At 56.8% G+C, this 25,629-nt stretch carries 21 protein-coding genes; 8 read left to right on the top strand and 13 right to left on the bottom strand.

What is annotated here, in order from left to right:
• Positions 1-32: 32 nt before the first annotated feature.
• Genes IF205_RS14935 through IF205_RS14925 form a run of 3 tightly spaced genes read right to left on the bottom strand, consistent with a single transcriptional unit; the run spans position 33 to position 4,465 of the window.
• A complete protein-coding gene (locus IF205_RS14935; protein ID WP_259780151.1) occupies positions 33-2,231 on the bottom strand; it encodes an LPS-assembly protein LptD in 2,199 nt (732 codons plus the stop codon).
• Positions 2,228-3,319, bottom strand: a complete 1,092-nt coding sequence (gene lptG, locus IF205_RS14930; protein WP_259780150.1) for an LPS export ABC transporter permease LptG — start codon at positions 3,317-3,319, stop codon at positions 2,228-2,230. Before lptG ends, IF205_RS14935 begins: the two co-directional genes overlap by 4 nt.
• An 18-nt stretch (positions 3,320-3,337) precedes the next feature.
• Complete coding sequence (locus tag IF205_RS14925) at positions 3,338-4,465, bottom strand: LptF/LptG family permease (protein ID WP_259780149.1); 1,128 nt, start codon at positions 4,463-4,465, stop codon at positions 3,338-3,340.
• 335 nt (positions 4,466-4,800) lie between these two features.
• Here IF205_RS14925 and IF205_RS14920 point away from each other — a divergent pair, with 335 nt between their 5' ends.
• On the top strand, positions 4,801-6,264 hold the full coding sequence (locus tag IF205_RS14920) for a leucyl aminopeptidase (protein ID WP_259780148.1): 1,464 nt from the start codon (positions 4,801-4,803) through the stop codon (positions 6,262-6,264).
• A gap of 19 nt (positions 6,265-6,283) precedes the next feature.
• Entirely contained in the window at positions 6,284-6,748 is a 465-nt protein-coding gene (locus IF205_RS14915) for a DNA polymerase III subunit chi (protein WP_375542653.1), read from the top strand.
• A gap of 67 nt (positions 6,749-6,815) precedes the next feature.
• Here IF205_RS14915 and IF205_RS14910 read toward each other — a convergent pair whose 3' ends face one another.
• Together IF205_RS14910 and IF205_RS14905 are read right to left on the bottom strand one after the other, a co-directional pair.
• On the bottom strand, positions 6,816-7,682 hold the full coding sequence (locus IF205_RS14910; RefSeq protein ID WP_259780147.1) for a pirin family protein: 867 nt from the start codon (positions 7,680-7,682) through the stop codon (positions 6,816-6,818).
• A 472-nt stretch (positions 7,683-8,154) separates the two neighbouring features.
• Positions 8,155-8,784, bottom strand: a complete 630-nt coding sequence (locus tag IF205_RS14905) for a TetR/AcrR family transcriptional regulator (RefSeq protein ID WP_259780146.1) — start codon at positions 8,782-8,784, stop codon at positions 8,155-8,157.
• Between the two features lie 589 nt (positions 8,785-9,373).
• On the opposite strand from IF205_RS14905, the gene IF205_RS14900 reads away from it, so the two are divergent.
• From IF205_RS14900 to hydA, 3 genes are all read left to right on the top strand, one after another.
• Complete coding sequence (locus IF205_RS14900; protein WP_259780145.1) at positions 9,374-10,252, top strand: nitrilase-related carbon-nitrogen hydrolase; 879 nt, start codon at positions 9,374-9,376, stop codon at positions 10,250-10,252.
• Between the two features lie 180 nt (positions 10,253-10,432).
• Complete coding sequence (locus IF205_RS14895) at positions 10,433-11,935, top strand: NCS1 family nucleobase:cation symporter-1 (protein WP_259780144.1); 1,503 nt, start codon at positions 10,433-10,435, stop codon at positions 11,933-11,935.
• 94 nt (positions 11,936-12,029) lie between these two features.
• On the top strand, positions 12,030-13,472 hold the full coding sequence (gene hydA, locus IF205_RS14890) for a dihydropyrimidinase (RefSeq protein ID WP_259780143.1): 1,443 nt from the start codon (positions 12,030-12,032) through the stop codon (positions 13,470-13,472).
• 114 nt (positions 13,473-13,586) lie between these two features.
• Here the strand turns inward: hydA and IF205_RS14885 are convergent, their stop codons facing one another.
• Positions 13,587-13,874 (bottom strand): hypothetical protein, encoded by a 288-nt coding sequence (locus IF205_RS14885; RefSeq protein ID WP_259780142.1) that lies wholly within the window; start codon positions 13,872-13,874, stop codon positions 13,587-13,589.
• Positions 13,875-14,046: 172 nt separating this feature from the next.
• Between IF205_RS14885 and IF205_RS14880 the strand changes: the two genes are divergently transcribed.
• Complete coding sequence (locus tag IF205_RS14880; protein WP_259780141.1) at positions 14,047-14,511, top strand: GFA family protein; 465 nt, start codon at positions 14,047-14,049, stop codon at positions 14,509-14,511.
• A 260-nt stretch (positions 14,512-14,771) separates the two neighbouring features.
• Positions 14,772-16,244, top strand: a complete 1,473-nt coding sequence (locus IF205_RS14875; RefSeq protein ID WP_259780140.1) for an alanine/glycine:cation symporter family protein — start codon at positions 14,772-14,774, stop codon at positions 16,242-16,244.
• Positions 16,245-16,327: 83 nt separating this feature from the next.
• Here the strand turns inward: IF205_RS14875 and IF205_RS14870 are convergent, their stop codons facing one another.
• From IF205_RS14870 to IF205_RS14850, 5 genes are all read right to left on the bottom strand, one after another.
• Positions 16,328-17,728 (bottom strand): TRAP transporter large permease, encoded by a 1,401-nt coding sequence (locus IF205_RS14870; protein WP_259780139.1) that lies wholly within the window; start codon positions 17,726-17,728, stop codon positions 16,328-16,330.
• A gap of 3 nt (positions 17,729-17,731) precedes the next feature.
• Positions 17,732-18,286 (bottom strand): TRAP transporter small permease, encoded by a 555-nt coding sequence (locus IF205_RS14865; RefSeq protein ID WP_259780138.1) that lies wholly within the window; start codon positions 18,284-18,286, stop codon positions 17,732-17,734.
• 93 nt (positions 18,287-18,379) lie between these two features.
• Entirely contained in the window at positions 18,380-19,363 is a 984-nt protein-coding gene (locus IF205_RS14860; protein WP_259780137.1) for a TRAP transporter substrate-binding protein, read from the bottom strand.
• A gap of 231 nt (positions 19,364-19,594) precedes the next feature.
• Positions 19,595-19,966: a hypothetical protein gene (locus IF205_RS14855; RefSeq protein ID WP_259780136.1), complete on the bottom strand. Its 372-nt coding sequence runs from the start codon at positions 19,964-19,966 to the stop codon at positions 19,595-19,597.
• A gap of 59 nt (positions 19,967-20,025) precedes the next feature.
• Positions 20,026-21,045 (bottom strand): hypothetical protein, encoded by a 1,020-nt coding sequence (locus tag IF205_RS14850; protein WP_259780135.1) that lies wholly within the window; start codon positions 21,043-21,045, stop codon positions 20,026-20,028.
• A 255-nt stretch (positions 21,046-21,300) separates the two neighbouring features.
• On the opposite strand from IF205_RS14850, the gene IF205_RS14845 reads away from it, so the two are divergent.
• Positions 21,301-22,401, top strand: a complete 1,101-nt coding sequence (locus IF205_RS14845; protein ID WP_259780134.1) for a lipase family protein — start codon at positions 21,301-21,303, stop codon at positions 22,399-22,401.
• Positions 22,402-22,411: 10 nt separating this feature from the next.
• Here the strand turns inward: IF205_RS14845 and IF205_RS14840 are convergent, their stop codons facing one another.
• Positions 22,412-23,767 (bottom strand): sigma-54-dependent transcriptional regulator, encoded by a 1,356-nt coding sequence (locus IF205_RS14840; protein ID WP_259780133.1) that lies wholly within the window; start codon positions 23,765-23,767, stop codon positions 22,412-22,414.
• Positions 23,764-25,626, bottom strand: coding sequence for a sensor histidine kinase (locus IF205_RS14835; RefSeq protein WP_259780132.1), 1,863 nt, complete (start codon positions 25,624-25,626; stop codon positions 23,764-23,766). Before IF205_RS14835 ends, IF205_RS14840 begins: the two co-directional genes overlap by 4 nt.
• Positions 25,627-25,629: the final 3 nt, after the last annotated feature.

Raw genomic sequence — 25,629 nt, 5'->3', positions numbered from 1 at the left:
ACCACATACAGGACAGGCAGTCTTTATTGCTATCAGAGCTCTACTTCACCCAAAGTCTTGAATGTCAGGCGGAAGAAGATCGAATCATCCTTGCTGACGTCTTTCTGGTCCAGGAAGGACCGGGTGAAGGAACCGTCAAAAATAAAGCATTCATCTTCATAGCGGATAGTCATCCCGCTTTTCAACGTTCCTGCACTTTCGTTGGCGCTTTCATCGCCATCCAGGTCCTGTCGTGTGAAGAGACTACCCGACCAGTTGTCGTCCACTTTGCTGTACAAGGCCAGATACAATTCTTCCAGAGTCGACGTATCCGGATCACGCGGTTCTGTCAGATGGGAGTAGCGGCCATAGACATTGAAAGCACGGGGCCCCAACCGCATGGTCAGTTCCTGCTTCACCGGCTTCAGGTCTTTTTCATTGAGAGCAAAATTGTAGTTCACGTCGACATAACGGTGGGGGATCAGGTCCACGATGCCGAAATAATCGGACTGGCCGTCTTCGATGCCGGTTTCAAGCATCAGATCATGATCTTTGGTAAAGCGGTAGCTCTGGCCCAGGAACACTTCGATCTGGCGGTCGTTGGTGAAGTAATGCCCCAGCTTCATTCCGTAGGCCGCGCGAGTGCCTCCTTCTACGCGGTCCAGGCCGGGTGCTCTGCTTTCGCTGAACAGGTTTGTTGCATCTTCTTCCACGACGGTGCTGTCGTCATTGCGGATGTCTGCGGGATTGCCGCCATTGGGGGCGATGAATAGGCCCGCAGTCGGTTCAACGATAGTAGTGCCCAAGTCCCCATAACGGGCGAAGGGATAACGCCAGTCCAGGGACGCGCGGGGCACAACCCGTCCCGCGAAACCATCGCTCTGCTTTCTGCCGAGCGGGTCATTTTGGCTGTCATGTTCCACTTGATACACGTCAGCGCGCACACTGACCGACGCTGTAGTGATATAGCCAAGATCAGAGCTGAACGGAATGGAGTAGCCGCCTTTCAGGCTGCCACGGACGCTTTGGGACTCATCGCTCTGGCTAAGTCCGCGAAAGCCGGCATCCACCTCCCATCGTCCGCCGTAGCGGTCGGCCTCGCCCAGTCCCTGATAGGTGACCAGGGGTAAAACAACCGGAGCAGAGTCATATCGGCTGCCTTCGCGGAGATTCTGGAAGGTGTAGGCTTTGACCGCGGTATAGTTTCGGCGGCGAAAACCTTCGAGAAATGCCGTCGATGTCAGTGTGTTGCCCGGGTCGTTGAAGAAATCAAATTTGTCGAGATATGTCTTATCTGTTGCCCGGTTATAGTCAAATCCCCATCGCCAGGTTTCGTCTATATCGAAAAGGCCTTTGGCAAACAGATGTCCACGGACTTTGTCCAACTCGGTGTTTCCGGATTCAGATTCACGGTCGGCAACGGTAATGCTGCCCCGAATGTTCAGTTCACCATTGTCAAAGGCCTGACGGTATTCACCACCGAGGATCGGATTACCCTTTGTCGTGATTATCGGGTCAATCGTCAGGTCCTTGTCATCCGAAATAGCCCAGAAATAGGGGAGACGGATGGCGACACCGTAGTCGTTTGCGGCCTTATAGGACGGGATCAGCAGACCCGATTTCCGCTTTACCGTCGGATCCGGATGGGTGAAGTAGGGCGTATAGGCGATTGGAACACCGAACATTTCCAACCGTGCATGATGATATTCGATGCTCTTTGTCTGTTGGTCATGGATAACGCGCTCGGCCTTGACCTGCCAGAGGGGAGGCCGGTCCGGTGTATCCTTGCAAACGTCACAGGGAGAATAGACGGCTTTTGTCATCTCCGTATGGGTGCCGCCGGTGCGTCGGCCACCGGAGGCTGCCAGGCGTGCATTATCCGCCAGAAGAATACGAATCTGCTTGATCGCGCCTTCGCGCATTTCATCCCGCAGTTCCATATAGTCTGCAAAGATGACCTCACCGCTCGGCTCCAGCAGTTTCACATGGCCGGATGCGGTGATGATGTCGCTTTTCTGGTTATAGCTGAGGCTGTCGGCCAGCAGGATACGGTCACCCTGGGCAACTTCAACATTACCCTTGGCAATGATAAGTCCGAGGTCCTGGTCCTGGGATACCTGATCGGCACGCAGAATGGCCGGAAGACTGGTATTGACTTCCTGTGCGTGTGTAACACTCGGCGTTCCCACCGCGAGCGAGAGACAAAGACCGACCGCGATTGTTCTTGTTTTTTTTGCCGCTGCAGACTTCATCCGTCCTCCAGATGTAGAAGGGCGGTTACCCCTAACATGACGCTTACCCCTGCCGGCATCCAGGCTGCCAAGGACACTGGAAGCCCTGTTGCCAAGCCGACTGCATGAACCACATTGGTCATTAAGTAAAGTAGAAAGCCGCACATAATGCCACCCAAAACCATGAAGGCGGTGCTGGACCGGCGGCTTGCGCGGATCGAGAAAGTAGCCGCAATCAGGACCATCGCACAAAACAGAAACGGCGTGGACAGCATGCTATGCAGCCGCAGGCGATGGGTGTTGGCACTGAAACCGGCTTCTTCCATTGTTTTGATGAATTCCGGCAGTTGCCAGAAGGACAGAGTATCGGCAGAGGCAAAGCTCTCCTGAATCTTTTCCTCGGTCAGGTTGGTTGGAAGCGCATAATGTTCTTTCAACTCGCCCCGGCCATTAATCTCGGACACAGTCGCGTTGTTAAAAACCCATTGGTTCTTTTCCAACACTGCGGATTTTGCATCAATCCGGCCGTCAAATTTTTCATCCTTGTCGAACAAAAAGACGGTGACGTCGGTCAATTTGGTCCCGCCGTTTTCCGTCTTGCGGGAATGGATGACGGCTTGTCCCTCTTCATGGGTCTGGCGAAGCCACAGGCCTGTTTTGGAAACCGTGAGCTGTTCGCTGCCGTTTGAGAAATATTCGCTTTCCAGTTCTTCGTATTTCGCACGGAGGCTGGCGGAAAACGGGCTGTAGACGGTTATCTGGAAGACGCCCAGAAGAAAGGCGACGAGAAGCGAGGGCGCCAGGATCTGCCAGACCGAAATACCTGCGGCGCGAATCACAACCAGTTCACTGGACTTCGCCAGACGCCAGAAGGCGATCAGGGCGCCGAACAAAACAATGAAGGGAAAGACGTCTTGAACCAGATGAGGCAGTTTTGACAGGTTAAGCTGTAGCACGACATCAAAGGGAATGTCTTTCGACGAGGCACGGCGCAGCATCTCGACCAGATCGAAGACTTCAAACAGCGCGGTCAGAATCAAAAAGACGGAGCCAAGCCAAAACAGGAACTGCCGGGCGAGATACTGAAAGAGAGTTGCGGTTGCCAGCATGATGAATCGGTTCCTGCCTTATCCTTGTACAGCCGCTGCGGACGCAGTATCGACAGCCGGTTTTCCCCGCTTCTTGAGGCGTCGGGGCCGAATTATTAAATAGAGTGCAATTGCCAGCGGCAACAATGCGTTGGCATAGAGGGCGGAAATCAGCACCGGCAGGCGGGCGGCCATATTGGATAGCCAGATGTGGTTCACATAAAGCGCGATCATTATGCCGATTGCAGTCAGGACCTGTTTCAGTTGGCCGCGTCGGCTGAACTGCCCGCCCATAATTATCGAAAGGGCAATGGCCGAGAGGGTCATCGGAAGGATTGGGGTTGCCAGGCGGCTGTGCCCCTCTGCAATCAGGGTGTCTTTCCGGTCAAGGTCGTCGGCATTATTCATGTCGGGAAAAAGCAGGTCGGGCAAATAGCGTTCAGACGGTTCCGCCCAGCGCAATTTCTGGACCTGTTTGTTCATTCCAAGATCGAGGGTAGAACGGTCGAAACGCAGAACGTGCAGGCGGCCGTCCTTGAAGGACTGTTTATTGCCGTTCACCACGACGATACGCGGTCCCTCTTCGGTATCCACGATGGCGCCCCGTTCGGCAATGATGGTCAGCTTGTCCTTGGTGTTGTGATAGAACACATTGACCAATTCACCATTTGGCTTGCGTTCCTTCACATAGATCGTCGTATCACCGCCGACGGTGGTGAACTGCCCTTCCTTGAGCAACGCCGCGCCCCATTCGGAGCGGACCTGCATGATGATCGACCGTAATTCGATCTGAGTTGCCGGCATAAGGTACAGCGTCAGGCTGTAGCAGAACAGCGTGCTGACGGCAGCCACAATCATGCCGGCCAGAGACAGTCTTGCCCGGCTGAAACCGGCGGCGCGCAGAACTACCAGTTCGCTGTCGTTGATCATCCGGTTGTAGGTGAAAAGCGTTGCCCCGAAGACGACAACCGGCACCAGGAAAACCAGATAGCGCGGCGCGGCCAGAAGCGACATGCGTATGAATTCCGAGACAGGCAGCCCCTTGTTTACAATCAGTTCGATGAATTTCACCGACTGAACAAGGGTAATCAGCAAGCAGATGGCCAGCGTTGCGATGATGGTGACCATCGCTGTTTGCCCTGCGATATAGCGAGTTACTTTTTGCACGAAATTCAATGCCTTGAGGAACAACGAAATCCAACCTGAAGCAGGCGCTTATTGTTAGCAAAATCAATACGGGGATGCACATGATTTTTCCCTCCGACCCTGAAATAATGGGGAAAATCACATTCGGGCAAATAAGGCAGGGGAGGTCGGCATGAGAGAAGAAGGCGCGACTTGTGCCGGGTTCTTGCAGGCGTCATTGACAGTTGCCATATGAGGTGGCGTATGCCTATCTGTAATCAGGGATAAGTGAACCTACCATACCCATCATATTGCGGCAGGACGATTGACCCGACCGGGACTTGGCCTGCCGGAAAATCCAAAAAATAGGGGTTTTTATGAAAATCAAATTTGCAAAGGAAGTCACGGAAGCCACTGGCGCGCTGGTTGTCGGCGTGGAGGAAGGCCTGAAGCTGACCGCGACGGCGCAAACCGTGGATGAAGCCACCAACGGTGCCATTTCCAGAGCGCTGAAGGGCGGTGATTTCGAAGGTAAGGCGGATCAGTTCCTGGAAATTCTTGCCCCTGCAAACAGTGACCACAGCCGTGTCATCCTGGCAGGTCTGGGCAAGGCGGAACAGGCGCTGGACTGGCAAAACCTGGGCGGCGGTATCGCCGCAGAGGTTCTGACCAAAGGGGACAAGGACGTTTCCATCGCGCTGGATGCAGATGGTGAAGAATCGGCGCATGTCGCGCTTGGGTTCCGCCTGCGCAGCTACCACTTTGACAAATATAAATCCAAGGATAAACCGGGCGACAAGATCAAGCTGAAGAAGCTGACTGTGGTTACCCATCAGGACAATCAGGCCGATGATCTGTTCGATGGCCTGGATGCCGTTGCCGAGGGGGTTTTCCTGACCCGTGATCTGGTTTCCGAGCCGCCTAACGTTCTCTACCCGGAAAGCTATGCCAAACAGGTTAAGGAGCTGGAGAAGCTTGGCCTGGAGGTTGATGTCCTGGGCGAGAAGGAAATGGCCAAACTGGGCATGGGCGCACTGCTGGGCGTTGGCCAGGGGTCCGTTCGGGAAAGCCAGTTGGTGGTCATCAAATGGACCGGTGCCGCCAAGACCAAGGCCCCGTTGGCCTTTGTCGGCAAGGGCGTGACTTTCGACACGGGCGGGATTTCACTCAAACCCGGACCGGGCATGGAAGACATGAAGTTCGACATGGGCGGTTCCGGCGTGGTGGTCGGCCTGATGCGCGCGCTTGCAGGCCGCAAGGCCAAGGTCAATGCGGTCGGTGTGATCGGTCTGGTGGAAAACATGCCGGATGGCAATGCACAGCGTCCGGGCGATATCGTCACCTCCATGTCCGGCCAGACCATTGAAATCCTGAATACCGATGCCGAAGGCCGTCTGGTGCTGGCTGATGCGCTCTGGTACACGCAGGATAAGTTCAAGCCGCAGTTGATGATCGATCTGGCAACGCTGACCGGCGCCATGATGGTTGCCCTGGGCGAGGACCATGCCGGTTTCTTCACCAATGACGACGGAATTGCCAAAAAGCTCGACGCCGCAGGCGCAGAGACGGGTGACAAGGTCTGGCGCATGCCGCTGCATGACAACTATGACAAGCTGCTCAAGTCCGACGTGGCCGATATGAAGAATATCGGCGGCAAATTCGCCGGATCGATCACGGCGGCCCAGTTCCTGCAGCGATTCGTCAACAAGACGCCTTGGGCGCATATCGACATCGCCGGTACCACCTGGTCCACGAAAGACAGCTCTACTGCTGTCAAAGGGGCGACCGGCTATGGCGTGAAGTTGCTGAACGCCTTCGTAGCGGACAATTACGAAGACTAGGCACCGGAGAGACGCGATCATGGAGACCCGCTTTTACCATCTGCAACTCAAGACCCTGGAACAGGTGTTGCCGCAACTGCTGGCAATTTCGCTGGACCGGGACTGGCGTGCGGTGGTGATGGTCGGGTCTCCCGATCGGGCAGAGGCATTGAACAGCCACCTCTGGACCTATGACGACCGGGGTTTCCTGCCCCATGGTTCGGCCCAGGATGGTCATGCGGACCTGCAACCCATCTGGCTGACCGATCAGGATGAGAATCCCAACAACGCGAATGTCCTCTTCCTCGCGGACGGGGCGAACAGCGAAAACCTGACCGGCTTCGATCTCGTCTGCCGCCTGTTCGACGGCAATGACGAGGCCGCCGTCAAAACCGCCCGCCAGCATTGGAAGGCCCAAAGCGACGCCGGTCACAAGCTGACCTATTGGCAGCAGACCGACGAAGGCCGCTGGGTCAAAAAAGCCGAAGCCAATAGCGGTGAATAATCAACAGGTTATCAGCGATTTATGAGAAACGTGCTCAGCCGCCCCTAAGGGCGGTGAGGCTTGTCTTCTAGGCAGGCATTTGGCCGAAATTGCCGCTGTTGAAGTCCTGGATGGCCTGCATGATTTCGTCGCGGCTGTTCATGACAAAGGGGCCGTGGCCGACCACCGGCTCGTCGATGGGTTCCCCGGACAGCAGCAGGAGTTTCGCGTCGTTATTGCTCTCGATCACGACCTCTTCGCCCTCATCACCCAGCAGGACCATCTGCGCCTCGCGGGCGATTTGCTGGTCGTTCACCTGAATTGTGCCCTGTAGCACGATGATCGCAGCCCCCCAGGATTTGGGCAGGGTGATGCGGCTCGTGCTATCGGCTTTCAGGCGCATGTCCCAGACCTGCATTGGCGTGAAGGTTCGGGCAGGGCCTTTTTGGCCGTCATAGTCGCCCGCGATCACACGGACCTCGCCCGCCTCGTCGGGCAGGGGGACGACGGGGATTTCCCCGGACAGGATCGCCTGATAGCCGGGCGCGGTCATCTTGTGTTCCGCGGGCAGGTTCACCCAAAGCTGTACCATCTCAAGCCGGCCGCCGCTCTTGGTGAAGGCCTCGGAGTGGAATTCCTCATGCAGGATACCGGCGCCCGCCGTCATCCACTGCACATCGCCGGGGCCGATCACGCCGCCCTGGCCGGTGGAATCGCGGTGGGCGACCTCACCGTCATAGACGATGGTGACCGTCTCGAACCCGCGATGGGGATGCTGGCTCACGCCGCGCGGGCGGCTGGCCGGTTTGAAATCGATCGGACCGGCATAGTCCAGCAACAGAAAGGGCGACAGGGCCTTGTGCAGGCGGTCATAGCTGAACAAGGATCGCACGGGAAAGCCATCGCCAACCCAATGATGGGCGGGGGCTTCAAACACGCCGATAATATTCTTCATCGTGACCTCCTTACAGGCACTGCTGTCCAGTTTTATTGAATCTAGTGTCAGGAGGCGGTGCTGTGTAGGGGCTGTTTGGGATCACACTGTTCCCATATGAAAACAATTGATGCTGACTGATACTAAGGACCCTCTCCCGTTTACGGGAGAGGGAGGGACCCATGCAACGCGTGGGAGGGAGAGGGAGAAACGGCAAGGCCGAAACCACTCTCAAACCGTCATTCCCGCGAAGGCGGGAATCCATCTCACCACCTGCACTTACAGAGAAATGGACCCCTGCCTGCGCAGGGGTGACGAGCGAAAGTTGAGAGCCTCTCATAACACGTCGTCATCCCCGTGCTCGACACGGGGACCTACGGAGAGGTAGCTGTGTTAGCGTTTTAGATGGAGAGGACAACGCCTTCGTGGGTACGCGGGGCAAGCCCGCGCATGACGTTTGGAACGGGGCGCTGTCAGTCAGACGGCCCTGCGCCTAGCAGCCAATCCCCTTCAAGATAATCTGCACCACGGTTTCCTTGGTACGCTGGAATTGGTCGTCGCTGAGCGGCTGGTCGTTGTTGAGGATGTCGATCTGGGCCTGGAAGTCGGCGAAATGCTGGCTGGTGGCCCAGATCATGAACATCAGGGTCATGGGGTCGATCGGGTCGATCTTGCCTTCTTCGATCCAGCGATTGATGACCTTCTCGCGGCTTTCCAGCCAGTCTTTCACCTGGGTGGAGATATAGTCGCGGGTGAATTTCGCGCCGCCCAGGATTTCGCTGGCCCAGACCTTGGAGCCGAAGGGGCGGTTGCGGGCCTGGTCCATCTTGGCCTCGATATAGCCACGCAGGGCCTTGGCGGGTTCGTCTTCGCGGTCGAAGACCATTGCGGCTTCCAGCCACTGGTCGCAGACGTCCTCGATCAGGCGCTTGTAAAGGTTCTGCTTGGTCGAGAAATAGTAATGCACATTGGCCTTGGGCATGTTGGCCCGTTTGGCGATCTTGTCCGTTGTCGCGCCTTTCAGGCCGAATTCCGCGAAAAGCTCTTCAGCGGCGCGCAGGATGACTTCTTCATTTTCCTGACGGATTGTTGCCTTGTGGCGACCGTTTTCAATGCGACTCACGCTCTTTTCCCATGGCGGTTATAACTATTGTTCAAGCTTCTTGACCGTTTGGTCAGGATAACATAACCTGATTCCTCTAATCTGTTAAAGGGTGAATGATTTGGCCGCAAGGATATCACCCGAATAAAAGCGGGAAAGGAAGGCGATTAATGACCTTCCGGCTTTAAAAACCAAGAAAGTATGCGGCCCGTTGGATCGACAAGAACAGGATAGGCAGGGGATGCATGAAGTGGCGCAATCGCGTGAAGGCGGTTTCTCCTAAAATCTGAAAAAGGCGGAACCGGCTTGTCCGGGCGCGGCGCTTTGCATCAATGGCTTCGAGTTCAAGTGCAAGCTGTTTGGCACAGGCATCTGCCTGAACCCTTATCTGTATCTGACTTTTCGTTCCACTGTTGGTTGTGCGTGATGTGCGCCGCCGGTTCTATGCCTGATGGGGTGTCCGGTCGATGCAGCGCGTCGGGCGCGAGATTGTGATTTGTGAGAGACAAGCTGGCTGATTTCCATTCCGGGGCAGAAGTCGATTTTTGTGATCCGGAAATAAAGAATCGTGATAAGGCACTTTTTAAAAAAGAAAAACGGGGAGAAGACAATGACTAATCAGAGCAATCTTTTGCGTGGTGGTCTGATCCAGATGGCGCTGAAAGCCTCCACCGATGAAAGCCCGGAGAAAATCCGGGAGGTGATGAATGAGGCCCATATTCCGCTGATCGAAGAGGCGGGGAAAAAGGGCGTGCAGGTGCTGTGCCTGCAGGAGGTTTTCAACCAGCCGTATTTCTGCCCCAGCCAGGATGCCAAATGGTATGCGGCGGCGGAAGCCATCCCCGATGGGCCGACGACGCGCCTGATGCAGGAACTGGCCAAGAAGCACAAGATGGTCATTGTCGTGCCGATCTACGAGGAAGACATCACCGGTGTTTATTACAACACGGCGGCGGTCATTGATGCGGACGGCTCCTATCTCGGCAAATACCGCAAGACCCATATCCCGCAGGTAGCGGGGTTCTGGGAGAAATTTTTCTTCAAGCCCGGTGCATCGGACTGGCCGGTCTTTGACACGCAATATTGCAAGCTGGGCGTCTATATTTGTTACGACCGCCATTTCCCGGAAGGCTGGCGCGCACTGGCGCTCAACGGGGCGGAATATATCGTAAACCCGTCGGCAACCGTCGCGGGCCTGTCCGAATATCTCTGGAAGCTGGAACAGCCCGCATCCGCCGCGGCCAATGGCTGTTACATCGGCGCGATCAACCGTGTCGGCACAGAGGCCCCCTGGAATATCGGGGAATTCTACGGCCAGAGCTATTTCGTGAACCCGCGCGGACAGATCGAGGCGGAAGCCAGCCGTGATCAGGACGAGCTGATCGTCCACGATATGGACATGAACATGGTGCGCGAGGTGCGCAACAACTGGCAGTTCTTCCGGGACCGCCGGCCCAGCACCTATGGCCGCCTTGTGGAAGGAAACTAACGGGAGCACCGAATCATTCGGCCGGTCATTTCAATACAGGGGAGGTGACCGGCCCGCCCCGAAGCATCGGCGGGGCGCTTTAAGGGGACCGATGCACGGCGTGCCGCATTATAAAAACTGGGCGAGATCGAAAACCATAAATGCCCGATAAACCGTTGCGGCCTGTTTGGGAGAAATGTTGTGACTGACAATGCAACCACGGCGTCGGAAGGGACCGTCTTGGACGAGTTCGGCGTCGCGCATACAAAACTATCGGGGGTCGACGCGGACCTGTGGAACGAAGACCAGGCCCCAACCACCCGCGAGACGCGGACATGGGACTGGAAGGCCATTGCCGCCCTTTGGGTTGGCATGGTGGTCTGCGTTCCGACCTATCTGCTGGCCTCTTATCTGATCGGGGCGGGCATGTCCTGGGGTGAGGCGGTAAGCACCATTCTACTGGCCAATATCATCGTGTTGATCCCGATGGTCCTCGTGGGCCATGCCGGGGCGAAATACGGCATCCCGTTCCCGGTGCTGCTGCGGGCGTCTTTTGGCCCGGTGGGCGCGAAAATCCCGGCGGTTGCCCGTGGCGTCGTCGCCTGTGGCTGGTTCGGTATCCAGACCTGGGTCGGTGGTTCGGCGATCTATGTGATCCTGAATACGCTGACCGGCGGGGCGCTGGCGGCTGATCCGCTGCCGATCCTGGGCATCAACCTGGCGCAATTCGTCTGCTTCCTGGTGTTCTGGGCGATCCATATCTACTTCATCCGCAACGGCACGGAATCCATCCGCTGGCTGGAAACCTATGCCGCGCCCTTCCTTCTGCTGATGGGGCTGGCGCTGTTGGCCTGGGCCTATTTCAAGGCAGGTGGTTTTGGTGAGATGCTCTCCACGCCCAGCCAGTTTGACAAAGGTCAGCCGAAAGAAGGCCAGTTCTGGTCCGTCTTCTGGCCCAGCCTGACCGGCATGATCGGCTATTGGGCGACATTGGCGCTGAATATTCCGGACTTCACCCGTTACGCCAAAAGCCAGAAAGACCAGTTTGTCGGCCAGGCGGTCGGCCTGCCGATCCCGATGGCGCTGTTTGCCTTCATCGCATCCGCGGTGACCTCTGCAACCGTCGTGATCTTCGGCGAGGCGATCTGGGACCCGATTGCCCTGACCGAGAAGATGGGCGGGTTTACCATCATCATCGCGCTGTTTGCCCTGATCGTGGCGACGCTGACCACCAACCTGGCGGCCAACGTTGTCGCCCCGGCGCACGGGTTCTCCAACCTCGCACCCAGCGCCATCAACCTGCGTAAGGGCGGCTATATCACGGCGGGCATCGGTCTGGTGATGTTCCCCTGGATCCTGGTGAACCATATCGTCGGCTGGCTGATTGCCTATTCCGCGCTGCTGGGCCCGATCGCGGGTGTCATGCTGGCGGATTACTATCTGCTCAGGAAACAGAACCTGAAGGTGGAAGACCTGTTCCGGCATAACGGCATTTACAGCGGTTCCAATGGCTGGAACTGGGCTGGCATCCTGGCTTTGATCATCGGTATCCTGCCGAACCTGCCGGGCTTCCTGAATGCCGTTGGCGTGACGGACAGCGTCTCACCCTTCTTTGCGACGATCTACACCTATGCGTGGTTCGTCGGACTGTTCGTGGCGGGTGCGGCTTATCTGCTGCTCTCCATGGGCAAGAAGAAAGCCTAACCCCTAACTCAAACCGAGCAAGATGCCGGGGGATACCTCCGTGAGCCCCCGGCATCGCGCTCTCACCGTCATCTCGGAGGGAAGGAGCAAGGTCATGTCTTTGTTGATCAAAGGTGGAACCGTCGTTACGGCGGATGACGAATTTCGGGCAGATGTATACTGCGAAAACGGCAAGATCGTTGCCGTGGGTGAGAACCTGGACGTACCGGGCGGCGCCGAAGTGGTCGATGCCGGCGGTCAATATGTCATGCCCGGCGGGATCGACCCGCATACCCATATGCAACTGCCCTTCATGGGCACGGTTGCATCGGAAGATTTCTATTCCGGCACGGCGGCAGCCATGGCGGGCGGCACGACGATGATCATCGATTTCGTGATCCCCAGCCCCCAGCAGCGCCTGATGGAGGCCTATGAGACCTGGCGCGGCTGGGCCCAGAAAGCCTCTGCCGACTATAGTTTCCATGTGGCTGTGACCTGGTGGGACGAAACCGTCCATGAAGACATGGGCACGTTGGTACGTGATCACGGCGTCAACAGCTTCAAGCATTTCATGGCCTATAAAAATGCCATCATGGCCGACGACGAGATTCTCTATAACAGCTTCAGCCGCGCGCTGGAGCTGGGCGCGATCCCGACGGTTCATGCGGAAAACGGCGAACTGGTCTTCCAGCTTCAGAAAAAGCTGATCGCCGAAGGCATCACCGGGCCGGAAGGCCATCCGCTGTCCCGTCCGCCGGAGGCCGAAGGCGAGGCCGCCAACCGTGCCATCCGCCTGGCACAGGTTATCGGTACGCCGCTTTATGTGGTGCATGTCTCTGCCATTCAGGCGCTGGAGGAAATCACGCGGGCGCGGGGCGAAGGCTATCGCGTCTTTGGTGAGGTGCTGGCGGGCCATCTGATGATCGACGACAGCGTCTATCGCCATGAGGATTGGGATGTGGCCGCCGCCCATGTAATGTCGCCTCCGTTCCGGGCGAAAGAACATCAGGCGGCGCTCTGGAAGGGGCTGCAATCCGGCAACCTGCAGACGACGGCAACGGATCATTGCTGCTTCTGTGCGGACCAAAAGGCCATGGGCCGTGACGATTTCTCCAAAATCCCGAACGGCACCGGTGGGGTGGAAGACCGCATGGCAGTGCTGTGGTCGCAAGGCGTGGGCAAGGGCCGCCTGACGCCCAGCGAATTCGTCGCCGTTACCTCTGCCAACGCGGCCAAGATTTTCAACATCTATCCGCGCAAGGGTTCTGTTGCGGTGGGCGCGGACGCCGATATCGTGGTCTGGGACCCGGCGGCTACCAAGACCATTTCAGCCAAAACCCATCACCAGAAGGTGGATTACAACATCTTCGAAGGCATGGAGGTCACCGGCCTGCCGTCCCACACCATCAGCCAGGGCAAGGTCACCTATAAGGAAGGCGACCTGCGTGCGGTGGAAGGGGCTGGCAACTATGTGAACCGCCCGAATTTCGCGCCCTATTATGCCGCGATGGAAAAACGCAATGAACTGAACAAGCCGACCGCCGTCAAACGCGGTTAGGCCAAAGAGGTTGGGAGGGGTCACCAGAACCTGTCCGCGAAAAGCGGCCCCTCCGGACCACGCCGACCACTCAGCCGGGCTTTTGCCCGGCGTTTTTTTGTAGGGACGGTGTCGTCAAGAAAGAGGGAAGGCAGCCAACGCATCGTCTATATCGGATTGGTCAATCTGTCTGCCGCTTACGTTAATCCGATGTTCTATTAGATCTAGTCGACAGTGCAGCTTCAGATTATTCCACTCGCTTTTCCGACCGCCGCGATACCTATCTATTGTTCCAAGATAGTTGATATGTTCGCGGATGGATGATTGTGAGCCAAAATGATGCAATTCTTCAAAGAGCTCTTCCGTGAGCCCTTCGGATTGCAGGCGCTGTATCAAATCAACTGTTTCCACTGGGGAAGACATAACACAATTCCTTAAGGATATTGATTTGGTGCCATTCTATCATAGATAGCTAGAATTGCAGGCAGGCCTTGATCATGGAATAGTCGGGGTAAGCTAGTTATTGCTTTGGGCGTTTTCTTTATTTGCTGAACCCCAAATTCTCGCCCAAAAAGTGCTAAGAGGAAATTACACCATGAAAGGCCATTGCACCTGTGGGGAATGCACTTACGAACTGACCGATAGGCCGCTTTTTGTGCATTGTTGTCACTGTCGCTGGTGTCAGCGCGAGACGGGGGCGGCCTTTGCGCTGAACGCCCTCATCGAATCGAGCAAGGTCAGGCTTTTATCCGGTACGCCGGTTGGGGTTGATACGCCCAGCGAAAGCGGGAAGGGACAGACCATCTATCGCTGTCCGACCTGTCAGGTGGCGCTGTGGAGTGTTTATTCCGGGTCGGGGCCGACATTCAATTTCATCCGGGTCGGGACGCTTGAAAACCCGGATGCCTGCCCGCCGGATATTCATATTTTTACCGAAAGCAAACAGCCCTGGGTCATCCTGCCTGAGGATGTTCCGGCCATGACCGAATATTACCAGCGATCCAAATACTGGCCGCAGGAAAGCCTGGACCGCCGGGCGGCGGCGCTGGTCGAACATTAGGAAAACCGCATGGTTATTTCATAGCTACCTTACTTGACTAGTCCCGCATCCTGTTATAGGTCATCGCGAAATTTTATTTCGTCGGCTGGGTCTCCAGCCTGACAGGGGCGTTTCTCCCCCCATCCATCATTCCGGAACGGGAACTTGTTTTCCGCAAGGTTTCGCCGTCAAGGCATCGCCGGACTTCGCGGTCATGCCTTGAGCCACCTTTGAGCCGGGCTGCTTTCTCGGCGGGCCGGTCACATCAATGGAGACTAGTCTTGGAGACTATTGAAAGCATTTTTGGCCTGATTGGCGATTTGACCTGGGGGTGGGCGCTGATCCCGCTGCTGGTTGTCTTTGGTCTGTTCATCACCGTTCTCACGGGTTTCGTTCAGTTTGAATATTTCACCCGGATGTTCCGTGTCCTTTCGGGCAAAAACCAGACAGGCGATCCCAACGCAGTGTCCGCCCGTGAGGCGCTGCTCCTGTCTGTTGGCGGGCGCGTTGGCGGTGGCAATATTGCCGGTGTTGCCGTTGCCATCACGCTGGGCGGCCCCGGTGCTGTCTTCTGGATGTGGGCGATTGCACTTGTCGGCATGGCGACCAGTCTGGTCGAATGTTCCCTGGCACAGCTATTCAAGCGCCGGGAAGACGACGGCCAGTTCCGTGGTGGCCCGGCCCAGTCCATCGTCTATGGCCTGGGGGCGAATTTCAAATGGCTGGCGGTTCTTTATGCCGTCTGCCTGATTACCGCCTTCGCCCTTGGTTTTAATGCTTTCCAGGGCAATACGGTTGCCGGTGCGGTCAAGGACAGCCTGGGTATCGACCGGCTTTATACCGGTATCTTCCTGGCTCTGCTGTCCGGTTTCATCGTTTTCGGCGGTATCCGCCGTATCGCCAAGGCCGCCGACGTCGTCGTGCCGGTGATGGCACTGGGTTATATCGGCATGGCACTGGTTGTCATCGTGATGAATATCGACGCGATCCCGTCTGTGCTGAGCACGATTTTCAATAACGCCTTCGGTCTGGAAGAGGCCGTTGGCGGCGGTATGGGGGCTGCTTTGGCACAGGGCCTGCGCCGTGGCCTTTTCTCCAACGAAGCCGGTCTGGGGTCTGCCCCGAACGTGGCGGCAACCGCCGATGTGCGCCACCCGATCAGCCAGGGCATCACACAGTCCTTCTCTGTCTTCATCGATACCATGCTGGTCTGCAGCTGTACGGCTTTTGTGATTCTACTGGGCGACGTCTATACGCCGGGTGCGGAAGGTGTCGACGGCATCGCATTGACGCAGCAGTCGCTGGTCTCCCATCTGGGCGATTGGACGCAGTATTTCCTGTCCTTCATGATCCTGCTCTTTGCCTTCAGTTCGATCATCTACAACTACTATCTGGGTGAAAACGCACTGACCGAAATCACCCACAGCAAAGTGGCGCAGCTTATCCTGCGTCTCGTTGTCATCGGGATTGTCTTTGCCGGTGCTACCGCGCCGGGGGCAACCGCGGTCTTCTTCTTCTCCGATCCGATGATGGGTATTCTGGCGGTCGTGAACCTGGTGGTGATCATGATGCTGTTGCCGACCTGCCTTCGCATTCTGAGCGACTTCCGGCGTCAGTTGAAGGCCGGTGTTGACCGTCCGGTCCTGAACCCGGATGACTTCCCGGACCTGGATCTATGCCGCAGCGCCTGGACCGGTGCGGCCCCGGGGGCTGCCTCGGAAGAAACTGCGGAAGGGGCCAAACAGCAGGCCTGATCTGTCTGCTGCCATTCCGGCAAAAGAAAAAGGGCACCCGCGTTCGTGGGTGCCCTTCAGTTTTTCAGTCGCTTGTCCCGGCGTTATTTATAGCCGTGCAGGTAGTCGATCCATTCCGGCAGGGCCAGCGAGACCTGCGGCACATAGGTGATGATCATCAGGAAGAACAGCAGCAGGCCGAGCCATGGCAGGGCTGCCTTGATGACCCAGCCTATAGACTCGCCCGTGATCCCGGCGGTGACGAAAAGGTTCAGTCCCACCGGCGGCGTGATCATGCCCACTTCCATATTGACCACCATGATGATGCCCAGGTGGATCGGGTCGATGCCCAGTTTCTGGGCGATCGGGAACAGGATCGGCGCCATGATCAGGATAATCGCCGAGGGTTCCATGAAGTTGCCCGCTACCAGCAGCAGAATGTTCACCGCGATCAGGAACGCCCAGGAGGGCAGGCCCAGATGGGTGATGAAGTCGGCGATATGATGCGGAATGCGTTCCGTCGTCAGCACATGCGCGAACAGCATCGCGTTGGCGATGATGAACAACAGCATGATGCTGACCTTGGCCGCTTCGAGAACCACGTCACGAACACGCGGATCCGTGAAGCTTTTCGGGATGGCGACCACGGACTGCACGATGCCGCGCAGGGTTGCAGAGGCGATATCCTCGCCCTCCTTGCGAAGGGGAACATGCGCCAGCGGGCCGATATCGCGATAGACCAGAACCGAAATCAGGAAGGCGTATACCGCAGAAACCGCAGCGGCCTCCGTCGGGCTGGCGACGCCGCCATAAATGGCACCCAATACGATCACGATCAGCATGATCCCGCCCAGCGCACTCACAAAGGAGGCACTGACCTCGCCGAAGCCGGGGAAGGGGCTGGCTGGCAGGTTCTTGACCCTGGCAACCACATAGATTGCCACCATCAGCAACAGGCCCATGGAAATGCCCGGAATGAAACCGGCCATAAACATGCGCGCGGCGGATACCTCCGTTGCGGCGGCATAGACCAGCATGACAATCGACGGCGGAATCAGGATACCCAGTGTGCCTGCGTTACAGATGACACCGGCGGCAAAACTTTTCGGGTAACCGGATTTGGCCATCCCGGCGATCACAATGCTGCCGATGGCGGCAACTGTCGCCGGTGACGAGCCGGAAACTGCGGCAAACAGCATGCATGCGAGGACGGAAGCCATAGCCAGCCCGCCTTTGATGTGCCCGACGATGGATACCGCGAAACGGATCAGGCGGCGCGCCACACCCCCGGTCGACAGGAAGCCTGAGGACAGGATGAAGAAGGGGATGGCGAGCAGGGTGTAATGCTCAGACAGCGATTCGAACAATTTCAACGCGATGGATGCGATGGAATCGCTGGAGAAAAACAGGATTGTCATCACGCTGGACAGGCCCAGCGCCATGGCGATCGGCATGCCTAGGAACATGAAAAGGAACAGCAGGGCAAAGAGTGCGAGTGTCGTCATGGCTTAGCGCTCCCCACCATGTTGCAGTTCATCTTTTTTGTGTTCTTCCAGTTCATGCAGGGCTTCCTTGGCCTCGTCAGCGAAGACAAAACCGTGTGCGTCGCCCCTGATCGTGTTCCAGGCAAGCACGATCAGACGCCAGCCCAACCAGACCATGCCGATGAACAGGATCGAATGCGCAACCCATTTCTGGATCGGCATATCTTCCAGTTCGATACCGATCATTTTGACCTTTGCCAGATAGACCCAGCCGCCATAGCCAAGCAGCGTGGCATAGGCCAGACTGGCGGCAACCGCGATCAGGCCGGCGATTTTCTTTCCCGCCACCGGCAGGGATTCGACCAGCACATCCACCCCGATATGTGCGCCTTTCTTGACGCCGTATGACATGCCGAACAGGACCAGCCAGGCAGACATATGAAGCGTTGCTTCCTGGGACCAGAGCAGGCCTGTGTTAAAGAAGAAACGTAGGATGACCTCTACGAAGACCAGTAGGGTCATGGCAACCAGAATGAGACTGATGACAGCCTCTTCCAGTTTCTCAAGGAAACGGAACATTGGACCCTCCCCGTGGACGACGGGCCGGTTGCCTTTTGACATACCGGCCCGCCCGTTAAGCGACTGCGTGATTTATATGGAAAGTGGTCGCTGTTATCCGTTGGACGCGACGGCGGCGTCGATCAGGTCCTTGCCGATATCGCCTTCGAACTGTTTCCAGACCGGCTTCATCGATTCAACCCATGCGGCGCGCTGTTCGTCGGTCAGTTCGTGAATGGTCGTGCGGCCGCTTTCGGCGATTGCCTTCTTGTCCGCTTCGGCCTTTTCCATGGAGATTTTGTTGCCATAGGCAATGGCCTCATCCAGGGACTTCTTGATCACGGGACGGATATCGTCCGGCAGGCCGTTCCAGAAATCGGCGGAGGTTACGACCAGATAGTCCAGAACGCCGTGGTTGGATTCCGTGATGTGGTCCTGAACCTCGAAGAACTTCTTGGAATAGATATTGGACCAGGTGTTTTCCTGACCGTCGATGGCCTTCGTCTGCAGCAGGGTGAAGACTTCGGAGAACGGCTTTTTCAACGGTACGGCCTGAACGGCTTCGAACTGGGCCGCCAGCACGTCGGAGGACATGATGCGGAACTTCAGGCCATCGGCGTCAGCCGGTTCGATCAGGGGCTGGCTGGCGGAAAGCTGCTTCATGCCGTTATGCAGGTAACCGAGGCCGATAAAGCCCTTGTCTTCCATGGAATGCAGCAGTTCCTGGCCTTTCGGGCCCTGCTGGAATTTTTCTACGGCCTTCATGTCCTTGAACAGGAAAGGCAGATCGAAGACCTGCAGCTTGCTGGTGTATTTACCGAATTTGGACAGGGACGGGGCCGCCAGTTGCACATCGCCCAGGGCCATGGCTTCCAGAACCTTGTTGTCACCGAACAACTGGGAGTTCGGATAAACTTCGACTTCCACCCGATCGCCCAGGCGTTCATGGACGAGTTCGGCGAATTTATTGGCCATTTTCCCTTTCGGGGTGTTTTCGGCCACCACATGGCTGAATTTGATCGTGATGTCGGCCGCCTGTGCGGACGTTGCTGCAAATGCCAGTGCGGCCGCAGCGATACCCATTTTGATCCCACGCATGGATTTAATCCTCTCCTGCAACTTTTTGTTTAACTGGTCCCGGCTGTTGCCGAGGCTCACCCCAGTCATGTGCAACCGGAATGCCAGTGTTGCGTTGCGGGAATGTCTACGCGAAAACATTGAAAGTTATGACAAAAATATTTCGCACCTGCATCGCCTGTGTGGAAAGTCACATTTTAGTGCAAAACCTTGTGCGGATTTCCGCACAAATATGTCGATTTGAGGTGGCTGTCAGACTGGAATTATATCTCTCAACTTGACGATGATTTTCGATATTTTGTCGGCGATCTCTGCGCCTTTTTTCAGGGCGTCGGCAATGGACTGGATCTTGCCAGCCTCATCCTCAAGGTCTCCGGCAGCCTTCTGCAGGTCCGTGATGGTCTGTGTGACCTCCCGGCTGTCCTCAAGGTCCTGCAGGCTGAGAAAGGAAAGGTCGTCCAGTCTGTCGTGAAGGCCGTTTATATCATCCTGGATATTGGTGGCTGCATCTCCGTCACCGGCCTGAACGGCGGCTTTTCTCTGCCTGTTGAGGGCGGTTATATTCTCCAGCACCGCCAGGCGCAGGTTGGTTCTCAGTCTTTGGGCTCGTTGTGATATCGGCACGGTTACTCTCCCTCTGGGCTGGTCGGTCTGACCAAGGAAAGTCGAACGTCAGGCGGGCGTTATGATCCACCCGGTTCGGCTGGCTTCAATGTGTTGAAGGCCGTCTCGGCGGCGACCTTCAGGACCACAATGTTTTTGTGCAGGGCCGCAAGCTGGGCGCGGTTACCCGGATTGTTCAAAGACTGTCGCAGGGCCTCATGGGTGGACCGGATACCGGCAAAGGCATAAACCGGGCTGCTTTCCAGAGCCTGAATATAGCTGTCGCGTGCCTTGTGAAGGCTTTTCCATATGGCGATATAGTTGCCCGGCGTTGCCGTCAGGGCTTTGTTCTCCGCCTGCTCCAATGCTTTTTTCTTCGCGGTCAGGGCCGGGCCGTAAATGTCGAAGGCAGCCTCCGCAAGAAGACTGGAACCCCGGTCGACAACCGCCGCATTGTTGTTTACGGCCTCCTTCAAGGCGTTGAAGCGGCGTTGGCGCAGTCCGGCAAGCCCGGCCTGATAGACAAGGGCTCCCAAAGCGTCGAGTTGTTTCTCGTTTCTTTTTACGAGTTCCTGATTAACCGTCTTGAGCAGGCCGGTCGCGCTTGTGTTAAAGCTGCCAAAGGCCTTTTCCAGGTCCTTTTCCGCTTCGGCATTGGTGATGGCCTGAAGGGCAGACGCGTAGGAACGCAGGCTGTCAGCCAGCGCGCCAAGATTGGGCAGGCCTTTCGCCGGGTCTATTCCGGGAACAGGCGTTACCTGGCATTTTGCGAGTTCGTCCTGCGACAGCAAGGCGACGGTGGGGGCGCCCTGACCTGCGAAGCGGCTGTCGTATTGGCTGCGCAGCAATTCACAGGCGTCGGATGTGGACGGCCTTTCCCCTGTATCGGCAAATCGGGCGAGAAGGGATGCATCGCGTTTTTCCGTCGCCCATTTTTCATATTGGGGCAACAGCGCGTTATAGGCTTTCAGAGACCTATCAACGCCGTTGCTGAAAGCGGTGATTTCGCTTTCATAAACGTAGGGGGAGCAGGCCGAGGCTATCAGACTGGCTCCGAGGATGACTAAAATCCGGGAAAAGGCGGGAGGGAGTATCGTCATGTTGAATTCCCCTGCAAGCATGACGGGTCGTCAGTCTACGGGCATCCGGTGATGCCGGTAGCTGTCCTGGAAACCTCCCATCAAAACTGGCCTGTAAACGTGTTTTATTGCTGATAAATCAGCCAAAATCTTGTTGCCTTAATCCTATGACAACTTAAGATAGTTAGCAATCAAATAAAATTGTATCTACTTTGTGTTTTGGGAAATCGGGGGGAGCTTTTGGCCGCCGTATTCCGTGCGGGAGAGGGGAACCGGATGACAAATGAGACTAGAGAAATAGAGCAGGTGGACGGCCCAAAGCTGCTGGCGCTCAAGCCACCGATACAGCGTGCGGCCTACAGTGACCGGACCGCCTGGCAGATGGCCCTGTTGGCGGAACTTGCCTATATCCGATTTGAAAAGCCGCCCTTTGAAAAGCTTTTCGATCTGTCCAAGGAACTCGCCGCACTCAGCAATGCGAAGGCGATCAACAAACGCTTGGAGGCCCTGCAAAGCTTTTTCCGCACGCCTGATGCAAGCGACGGGGAAAAGCGGTTAAAGGCAACACTGAAGGCATCCGGCTTTGAACTGGTGGGTACATTCTATAATCACTCCCTCGATATTCTGGCGAATACGGAAGGCTATGTCGCCAAATGGACCGGGGGAAACGGGCGTGAATTTGCGGTGCTGTCAATTCGGGGAACCACATCGCCGCAGGACTGGATCAATAACGCTAACATCGGGCTGGAATCCATCGGGGGTGGCCGACAGGTCCACAAGGGGTTTCACAAGGCCTATTCGGATGTCGAGGCCGATATCTCAAAACTGCTGAAAAAGGTGACTGGTCTGCCATTGTATATTACCGGTCATTCCCTTGGCGGGGCAGTTGCCGTGATTGCTACCTGGTACCAGGCCCGTGATACGCTGGCGGCCTGTTACACCTTTGGTTCGCCGCGTGTCGGTAACCATAAATTCAATGATGGTTTCAAAACCCCGATATACCGTGTGGTCAATTCCTTCGATCCTGTGCCACTGGTGCCACCGACGCGGCATTTTATCTCGATCCTGAAATTTACCTGCCAGATACTGTCCAAATTCTTTCTGGCGGGCTTCTTTGAGGTGGCGCGGGACTGGCTGAAAACGGTGCAGGGATATCGCCATGCCGGTGATCTGCGCCATATGACCTCCGGCGAGATGGACGACAAGGGAGGCTATCCAACTGTTAAATACTATACCCATTTCGGCCTGATAGACCGGATCGAACGATTATGGATGCTGGTCTCCAAGGCGCAGTTGAAGCGGTTGGACATGTATCACAATATGACCACCTACCGGCGCAAGTTGCGTTACCGCGCGTTGGAACGGGCGCCGAAATGAACGGGGCTGTTCAGCCTTCAAAATCCGCGCGGGTGAGGCCGTGTTTTTTAAGCTTGTCGTAGAAGGTCTTCCTCGGCAGGTGAAGGCGTTCACAAGTTTCCTGAACCTGGCCTTTGGTTCGTTCCAAAGTGTTGATCAGAAGGCTGCGTTCGAAGGCATCCATCTGTTGTTGCAGGGAAGGAGAGTTCTTTCCATCCGAGGATTTTGACCTGTCCTGTGGCAGCGGTGACAGGCCCATTGCATGTCGTTCGGCGGCATTGCGCAATTCCCGCACATTGCCCGGCCATTCATAGCCCATCAAGCCCTGCAGGATGCTATCCTCAAGGGTATGTTCCTGTTGTCCCAGCCGTAGAGCTGCCTGGGCAGAGAATTGGGTGAAAAGCAGGGGAATGTCCTCCCGGCGCTGGCGCAGGGGCGGGATCGTCAAAGTCACCACATTCAGCCGGTAATAGAGGTCTTCCCGGAATTCGCCCTTGTGGCTGGCATCCAGCAGGTCCGTCTTGGTGGCCGCGATGATACGCACGTCGATGGGGATCGCCTCGTTTGATCCGAGACGTTCTACCTGCCGTTCCTGCAGCACGCGCAGCAGACGAATTTGCAGGTCCATGGGCATGCTTTCCACCTCGTCCAGGAACAGTGTGCCGCCGGACGCATATTCAAACTTGCCGATCCGTTGTTTATCCGCCCCGGTGAAGGCCCCCACCTCATGTCCGAAAAGCTCACTTTCGATGATGTTGGCAGGCAGTGCGCCGCAGTTGATGGCCACGAAATGCCCATCCCTTCGGTTGCTGAATTCATGCAGGCAGCGCGCGACCATTTCCTTGCCGGACCCTGTCTCACCCAGAATCAGGACATCCGCATTCGTGCCTGCGATTGCGGCGACCTGCTGTTGAAGTTCAACCATGGCAGGGGCGCGCCCGATCAGCCGTCCGGCGATTTCCGCGTCGCTGGTCTGTTTGTCCAGCAGGCTGCGCAGGCGATTGTTTTCCTGCACCAGTCGGTGTTTTTCCAGACCGCGCCGGATGACGTCGATCAACCGGTCCACCTGGAATGGCTTTTCAATAAAGTCGTAAGCGCCTTTTCGCATGGCCTCGACCGCCATGGCGATGTCGCCGTGACCGGTGATCAGGATAACCGGCAGATTGGGGAATTGTTCGACGATACGCGACAGAACCGTCAGCCCATCCAGGCCCGGCATGCGGATATCGCTGACCACCACGCCGTCAAAATCCGGGGTGATGGCATGCAGGGCGGTTTCTGCCTCGGCAAAGGCGCGGGCAGGGATGCCTTCCAGCTCCAGCGCCTGCAGGCAGGACTGCCGGATATGCTCTTCGTCGTCGATCAGAATGACTGCCGGTTTGGTCATATCGCTTGCTTCAGCCTGTCTTCTTTTGCGATTGGCAGGGTGACGGTGAAAATCGCACCACCCCGGGGATGGTTCTCCACTTGTAGACTGCCGTCAAAGTCTTTGACAATATTATAGGAAATCGACAGCCCCAGCCCAAGGCCGTCGCCTGCCTCCTTGGTCGTGAAGAAGGGGTCGAACACATGTGAGGCGACATTTGCCGACAGGCCCGGACCGTAATCGCGCACGGCAAGCCGAACCTGATTTTTCACATGATCGATGCCAAGGCTGATTTCGATCCGCTTGGCGGGGCTGTCTGCCTCGCGCATGGCATCCAGGGCGTTGCCGACGATGTTAACGAGAACCTGTTCCATTCGGGTCTGGTTGGCGCGAACCGGGACGATTTTCTCATTGCTGCGGATCAGCAGGGTCACGCCCTCACGTTGCAACCGGGGACCCATGAAGCGTTTGATGTTTTCGATCACCTCGGTCAGGTTGAACACTTCCAGTGTCGGATCGCCTTCACGGGCGAAGGTTCTGAAATAACGGATAATTTCCGACATTCTGGCGACAAGATCGTTGATGATGCCCAGGTTTTCCTTGGCATTTTCGGGCCGGTTCTTGTCGATGAATTTTACTGCCGTATCGTTATAGGCGCGGATCGCGGTCAGCGGTTGGTTCAGTTCATGGCTGATCCCGGCGGACATGCGGCCGAGGGCGGCAAGTTTGGCGGCGTGGATCAATTCATCCTGCGTCTTGCGTAATTCGCGGGTGCGTTCCTCCACACGGCGTTCCAGTTCATGGGCGGACTGTTCCAGGTTGCGTCGGGCCTGACGTTGCAGTTCCAGGCGATCGGCCAGGTCACGGCGGCGCTGGATTGCGTTGCGGATGATCACGCCGGTGCCGAAGACAACCAGCATGACAATTGCGGCCACGGCCAGCGCCTGTGTATAGAGGGTCTTCACTGGCAGCAGCAGCGACACGGTCCAGCCAATATCGGTCAGCGGTTTATCCAGCTTACGCCAGTTGAGGATGGTTTTGCGTTTGTCCCGGATTTCGACAGCCTTGATGGTGCCATCATCCTGATAAACCCAGTCCAGAGGCTCAATTTTCACATCACCGTATTGCCGGTTATTTTCGACCTCCTGAATATCTTTCGGGCCAAGCGGGGTGAGCGAGTGAAAGCGCCACTCAGGACGGGTCGCCATGAAAACGATGCCATGTTTATCGGTGACGACTGCATCGCGGGGGGTGTCCTGGAACAGGGTTTCCAGCGCATCAATGTCGACCTTGACGGTAATGACGCCGGCGATCTGGTGTTTTGCCCAGATTGGATAGGAGAAATAGTATCCGCGTTTTTTCGAGGTGGTGCCCTGTGCGAAATACCGGCCCAGCCGTCCCTCGATGGCCTGCTGGTAATAAGGACGATAGGCAAAGTTCGCGCCGATGAAGGAGTCCGGCGCATAGGCGTTGCTGGCGGCGATCGTCGTTGCATCCGCCCGCATCAGGTAGATTTCCGCAGCCCCGGTCACCACTTTGCTTTCCCCGAACAGGATATTCACATCCTGCACCTTCTCGGGGTTGTCCATGTCATGCATCAGCGCGGTGACCAGGGGATGGCGGGAGAGCAGGCGGGGCAGCGCGCGGTATTTCTCCAGGCTGCCACGCAGGGCCGCCCCATAGACGTCCAGCGTGGCGTTACCTGACTTTTCCTGTTCGGAGAACAGCGCGGCAAGTGTCAGATTGTAACTCTGCCAACCCAGCCCCAGCCAGACCAGCAGCAGTCCCGCCACCAGTACATGCCGCCAGGGGCTGGATGCATTCCCGGTATCCTGCCCGCCATCTTGTGTCGATTGCTTGTCGCCGTCGCGGCCGGTCACGTC

This window comes from Aestuariispira ectoiniformans (genome assembly GCF_025136295.1).
GTDB classification, from domain to species: domain Bacteria; phylum Pseudomonadota; class Alphaproteobacteria; order UBA8366; family Aestuariispiraceae; genus Aestuariispira_A; species Aestuariispira_A ectoiniformans.
Note: the sequence above shows the minus strand (reverse complement) of the source record. Positions and strands in the feature narration are given on the sequence as shown.

Excerpts from the sequence above, each read along its gene's own strand:
- IF205_RS14935 (WP_259780151.1), bottom strand. The coding sequence starts at position 2,231 with ATGAAGTCTGCAGCGGCAAAAAAAACAAGAACAATCGCGGTCGGTCTT.
- lptG (WP_259780150.1), bottom strand. The coding sequence starts at position 3,319 with ATGCTGGCAACCGCAACTCTCTTTCAGTATCTCGCCCGGCAGTTCCTG.
- IF205_RS14920 (WP_259780148.1), top strand. The coding sequence starts at position 4,801 with ATGAAAATCAAATTTGCAAAGGAAGTCACGGAAGCCACTGGCGCGCTG.
- IF205_RS14915 (WP_375542653.1), top strand. The coding sequence starts at position 6,284 with ATGGAGACCCGCTTTTACCATCTGCAACTCAAGACCCTGGAACAGGTG.
- IF205_RS14910 (WP_259780147.1), bottom strand. The coding sequence starts at position 7,682 with ATGAAGAATATTATCGGCGTGTTTGAAGCCCCCGCCCATCATTGGGTT.
- IF205_RS14900 (WP_259780145.1), top strand. The coding sequence starts at position 9,374 with ATGACTAATCAGAGCAATCTTTTGCGTGGTGGTCTGATCCAGATGGCG.
- hydA (WP_259780143.1), top strand. The coding sequence starts at position 12,030 with ATGTCTTTGTTGATCAAAGGTGGAACCGTCGTTACGGCGGATGACGAA.
- IF205_RS14885 (WP_259780142.1), bottom strand. The coding sequence starts at position 13,874 with ATGTCTTCCCCAGTGGAAACAGTTGATTTGATACAGCGCCTGCAATCC.
- IF205_RS14880 (WP_259780141.1), top strand. The coding sequence starts at position 14,047 with ATGAAAGGCCATTGCACCTGTGGGGAATGCACTTACGAACTGACCGAT.
- IF205_RS14870 (WP_259780139.1), bottom strand. The coding sequence starts at position 17,728 with ATGACGACACTCGCACTCTTTGCCCTGCTGTTCCTTTTCATGTTCCTA.
- IF205_RS14865 (WP_259780138.1), bottom strand. The coding sequence starts at position 18,286 with ATGTTCCGTTTCCTTGAGAAACTGGAAGAGGCTGTCATCAGTCTCATT.
- IF205_RS14860 (WP_259780137.1), bottom strand. The coding sequence starts at position 19,363 with ATGCGTGGGATCAAAATGGGTATCGCTGCGGCCGCACTGGCATTTGCA.
- IF205_RS14850 (WP_259780135.1), bottom strand. The coding sequence starts at position 21,045 with ATGACGATACTCCCTCCCGCCTTTTCCCGGATTTTAGTCATCCTCGGA.
- IF205_RS14845 (WP_259780134.1), top strand. The coding sequence starts at position 21,301 with ATGACAAATGAGACTAGAGAAATAGAGCAGGTGGACGGCCCAAAGCTG.
- IF205_RS14840 (WP_259780133.1), bottom strand. The coding sequence starts at position 23,767 with ATGACCAAACCGGCAGTCATTCTGATCGACGACGAAGAGCATATCCGG.